Raw genomic sequence first — 2,308 nt, 5'->3', positions numbered from 1 at the left:
CGGTTTCGGAATAGCTTCCCCGTAACGATTACCCAACGTCACAAATCGTTGTCGGGAATGGCTCACTGTCGTTGTCCTTGACGAACAGGGGCGGGTGCTGCTCATCCGCCGTTCGGACAACGGCCGATGGGCGCTTCCCGGTGGACAAATGGAGGTGGGCGAGTCGCTGCCCGAAGCAGCAGCGCGAGAGGTCGGGGAGGAGACCGGGCTGACCGTCGAGATCGTTGGCATCCTCGGGACCTACACCGACCCACGCCACGTGATCGCCTACGACGACGGCGAAGTTCGACAGCAGTTCGCCGTCTGTTTCGAGGCATGGACTATCGGCGGGACGCTGCTGGCGGATGGCAGTGAGGCGAAGGAAGCGCGCTTCGTCGCAGTCGAGGATCTTGACACGCTGAACTTGCACCCTTCCATGCGCCTGAGAGTCGATCACTACCTTGCCCGTGGTCCGGCCCCCTATCTTGGCTAGGAGCGGGACGGACGAAAAATATCTGACTGGCAAGGATGGTCGGCCGTCGGTAGCAGGGGAGAATCAATGTTCGAACTTCATCTCAGTACCGGAACCGTGCGTAAGTGGCAGGAGGACGAGGGATGGGGAGTGATCGATTCTCCCCACGCTCCCGGGGGCTGCCTGGCCATCTTCCACTCCATCCAGATGCTCGGATTCAGAAAGCTCACAGCTGGTGAGACTGTCGAATTTGAGTGGGTAAGAGGTTCGCAGGAGGGGTTTGGTTATCAGGCGGAGAAAGTCTGGCCGCCTGGCGTCGACAAGGACTACCAGGTGCCGGCTGACCATCCAGATGGTGCATATTCCAGTGATCTTGAGATCATCTTCAATGAAGATCATTGAGCCGTTCTGGTCTCCAGGAGGCCTGGAATAGTTCACGGGGGCGTTGGGCGAGTCCTACGACGCCGACCGCGAGCGAGCCGTGTGGGACTGGCTGGAGAATGCCTGACGGTGCGCTATTGCGGCAGCAAGTACGCGCTCGAGGGCATCCTGGAATCGCTCGGCAAGGAGGTCGCCGGCTTCGGAATCCACGTGACCGCGGTGGAGCCCGACTCGTTTCGCACCGACTGGGCCGGACGCTCGATGACCCGGGCGCCGCGGTCCATCGCGGACTACGACAGCCTGTTCGACCCCATCCGGCCCGCCCGCCGCGACGCCAGCGGGCGGCAGCTCGGCGACCCGGACCGTGCGGGGGCAGCCGTCCTGCAGATCTTGGACACTCCCGAGCCGCCGCGCCATCTCGTCCTCGGGTCCGACGCCCTGCGCGTGGTCCGGGCAGGCCGTGCGGCCGTCGATCAGGACCTCGACTCCTGGGAGCAGCTCACCCTCTCCACCGACTTCACTGAGCCGGCCGCCAACCAATCGGCGACCACGGAGACTGTCTGGTCTGGCTCGACGCAAGGGACGGGAGGCATGACGCGTGCGGTTGGAGCGTGTACGTACCGGTAGGCTCTCTACGTGCTGACGGGTGATCTACGAAGCAGGATCGATCGGGTCTGGGATGCGTTCTGGTCGGGTGGGATCTCCAACCCGCTGGAGGTCATCGAGCAGATCACCTACCTGATGTTCATTCGGCGGCTGGACGGCATCCAGACCGGTAAGGAGCGCAGGGCGAACCGCGCGGGCCGGCCGATCGAGCACCCGATATACACCGACGCCAACCAGGAGCTGCGCTGGTCGCGCTTCAAGGCGCTGGGCAGTCCCGAGGCGACGTTCGAGCTGATGCGTGACCAGGTCTTCCCCTGGCTGCGCGAGCTCGGGGACGAGGGCTCGACCTACTCACATCACATGGCAGGGGCCCAGTTCAGGATTCCCACGGCGAATCTGCTGGCGAAGGTCATCGACATGCTCGACGATCTCCCGCTCGACGAACGCGACACCAAGGGCGACCTGTACGAGTACATGCTCGGCAAGATCGCTACTGCTGGTCATAATGGCCAGTTCCGTACGCCTCGCCACATCATCGAGCTGATGGTCGAGATGACCGCCCCGGTGCCGGGTGACACCATCTGTGACCCGGCGTGCGGGACCGCCGGTTTCCTCGTCGCCAGTGCCGCCTACGTGGAGCGAACGCACAGCGACGACCTGTTGGACCCCGCGACCCGCCAGCACTTCGACCAGAGCATGTTCAGCGGCTTCGACTTCGACAACACGATGCTGCGGATTGGCAGCATGAACATGCTGCTGCACGAGGTTGAGCAACCTGACATCCGCTACCGCGACTCGCTCGCGCAGAGTGCGGCCAGTGAGCCATTCCCGGCAACGATTTGTGAGGTTGGGTAATTGTTGCGGGGTGTG

Annotated in this window: 3 protein-coding genes and 1 pseudogene; all 4 read left to right on the top strand. The window is 63.3% G+C overall.

The features are described from left to right. Nucleotides 1-76 precede the first annotated feature (76 nt). Nucleotides 77-472 (top strand): annotated as a pseudogene (locus tag G6R25_RS23505) (NUDIX domain-containing protein); the annotation flags it as partial. 66 nt (nucleotides 473-538) lie between these two features. Continuing rightward, nucleotides 539-853 carry a cold-shock protein gene (locus G6R25_RS23500; RefSeq protein WP_136449286.1) on the top strand — a complete coding sequence of 105 codons (315 nt, stop codon included), beginning with the start codon at nucleotides 539-541 and terminating at the stop codon, nucleotides 851-853. A gap of 81 nt (nucleotides 854-934) precedes the next feature. Next, nucleotides 935-1,459: a Rossmann-fold NAD(P)-binding domain-containing protein gene (locus tag G6R25_RS23495; protein WP_205447407.1), complete on the top strand. Its 525-nt coding sequence runs from the start codon at nucleotides 935-937 to the stop codon at nucleotides 1,457-1,459. 9 nt (nucleotides 1,460-1,468) lie between these two features. Beyond that, complete coding sequence (locus G6R25_RS23490; RefSeq protein WP_235949497.1) at nucleotides 1,469-2,293, top strand: type I restriction-modification system subunit M; 825 nt, start codon at nucleotides 1,469-1,471, stop codon at nucleotides 2,291-2,293. Nucleotides 2,294-2,308 lie beyond the last annotated feature (15 nt).

The organism is Candidatus Frankia alpina (genome assembly GCF_902806485.1).
Taxonomy (GTDB): domain Bacteria; phylum Actinomycetota; class Actinomycetes; order Frankiales; family Frankiaceae; genus Frankia; species Frankia alpina.
Note: the sequence above shows the minus strand (reverse complement) of the source record. Positions and strands in the feature narration are given on the sequence as shown.

What these genes read in the sequence shown, in the direction of transcription:
- G6R25_RS23500 (WP_136449286.1), top strand. Translation starts at nt 539, where the DNA reads ATGTTCGAACTTCATCTCAGTACCGGAACCGTGCGTAAGTGGCAGGAG.